The organism is Brenneria alni (genome assembly GCF_003666245.1).
Classification (GTDB): domain Bacteria; phylum Pseudomonadota; class Gammaproteobacteria; order Enterobacterales; family Enterobacteriaceae; genus Brenneria; species Brenneria alni.
In genome coordinates, this window is the sequence record NZ_MJLZ01000102.1 from 1 (window position 1) to 1677 (window position 1677).

General features: G+C 40.7%; 3 protein-coding genes. 1 reads left to right on the plus strand and 2 read right to left on the minus strand.

From position 1 onward, the window contains the following. Positions 1-69 precede the first annotated feature (69 nt). Positions 70-336 carry a hypothetical protein gene (locus BIY29_RS19810; protein WP_121576712.1) on the minus strand — a complete coding sequence of 89 codons (267 nt, stop codon included), beginning with the start codon at positions 334-336 and terminating at the stop codon, positions 70-72. Between the two features lie 490 nt (positions 337-826). Next, positions 827-1021, minus strand: a complete 195-nt coding sequence (locus BIY29_RS19820) for a type II toxin-antitoxin system HicB family antitoxin (protein ID WP_039273700.1) — start codon at positions 1019-1021, stop codon at positions 827-829. Positions 1022-1383: 362 nt separating this feature from the next. Between BIY29_RS19820 and tnpA the strand changes: the two genes are divergently transcribed. Continuing rightward, a partial coding sequence (tnpA, locus tag BIY29_RS19825; protein ID WP_240630255.1) for an IS66 family insertion sequence element accessory protein TnpA occupies positions 1384-1677 on the plus strand: 294 nt, incomplete at its 3' end.

Sequence of the window (1677 nt, forward strand, 5' to 3'; positions counted from 1 at the left end):
TTCGATATTCTTGGTACGAATCGCCCACCTAGATCACTCCAACAGTACGTCAGCGGGGAGTTTTTTTTTTCAGATGTGTATAAGAGACAGATTTATTACAACACCATATTCATAGTAACCATAAATAGCAAACCCCACAGACATAAGAAAAAGCATCAGAATTTGATTCCAGCACAGATATGCGATGAAATAAATATAATCAGAAAAAGATTCAATGTCTTTTATTTTTATATTTTTTCCATAAGCCCTGTTTTTTGTATCTACATAGTTATTTTTCAGGCGAATTAATTCCCTGACACTCAATCCTGATTTTAAGATTAGCACTCTTTTATTCATATGCACTCCCTCGCACAAACATTTCCAATAACTAATCTCGAATTTGGATAAGATTGAAATAAAATCAGTTAGTAAAAAAAATTACCAATCTAAATTTAATTAATTTTACAACCGTGGTTATTCGTATATTATAAAAATTACCCTCAACCTTTAACACGCAAAAAACAATTATAGAAAAAATAATAAAAAACACTGTTGTGCTCGCAACCACATTCCCATTTTTATAAAAATCATAAATAGAAAAAAATAGACTCATGAAGACAGGGAGATACATTGCTTTCCAGCATAAACGAGTAACGATAAAAACATAGTCTGTAAAGGATTCAGCTTTCTTCGTTGGAGTGTTAAATTTGAAATCATCACTTTTTACATAGACATAATTATTTTTCAGGCGAAGTAGTTCCCTGACTGTCAGCCCTGATTTTAAGAGTAGTGCTCTTTTATCCATCATCCATTCCCTTGATTGTTTGTCCTGCTAACCAGCTAAACCTTACCCCTTCGGCTCAATCCCCTGCCTGCGAAGCTCTTTACGGGCAAGCTCTTTAAACCAGTTTCCGAGACTGACACCTTCTTTCGCTACTACCTCATCAAGCTGTTCGCGCAACTCAGGGGAGATCCGTATCTGGAAGGTCGGAGATTTACCTGTTGATGAAGATTTCTTCGTATCACGTTTTATCGTTGACATGTACGTACCTTTTTAACTATGCTGGGTTTTATAGGTACGTACCCTATCACAAAATCTCATACTCATCACGTTTCGCCCCTGAAAGGTATCCGACTACCAGACAGGGGCTAACCACAGCGTTAAGGAAACTAACGACATGGCTATCAGCAAGTTTAGCAATTCCCACCTTGAAGATCAGCACATTAAGCAATCAGGTAAGTGTTATTTTAATCAGTTCCATCAAAAGGTCGTGGAGGTGCGTTATGTTCGATAACACACCGTTAGAGCAGGAAGAAATGTAAGCGTCCTGCAAACTCATATTGTTAACAAAACTCTGCTGCCACATGCTGCCCTCACTCAATAAAACGAACCTGAGGTAAAATATGGCAAAACGGCATTCTCACCGTGAACGGCAACAGCATCTCGACGCCTGGCAACAGAGCGGATTAACTAAACAACACTATTGCCGGCAACACGATTTGAACCCGGCCACCTTTTATTACTGGCTCAAACATCATCACGATGACGCTACCGTGGCCGCTACCGCCGCATTCATTCCTGCGCGCCGGGTTATGCCAGGGAATAACGACGCCGACACGGTGACGCTCAACCTCCCCAACGGGTGTTCGGTCTGCTGTCTTCCCGCTCAGTTGCGGGCCGTGATGCAGGCCCTGTCC

Excerpts from the sequence above, each read along its gene's own strand:
- BIY29_RS19820 (WP_039273700.1), bottom strand. The coding sequence starts at position 1,021 with ATGTCAACGATAAAACGTGATACGAAGAAATCTTCATCAACAGGTAAA.
- BIY29_RS19810 (WP_121576712.1), bottom strand. The coding sequence starts at position 336 with ATGAATAAAAGAGTGCTAATCTTAAAATCAGGATTGAGTGTCAGGGAA.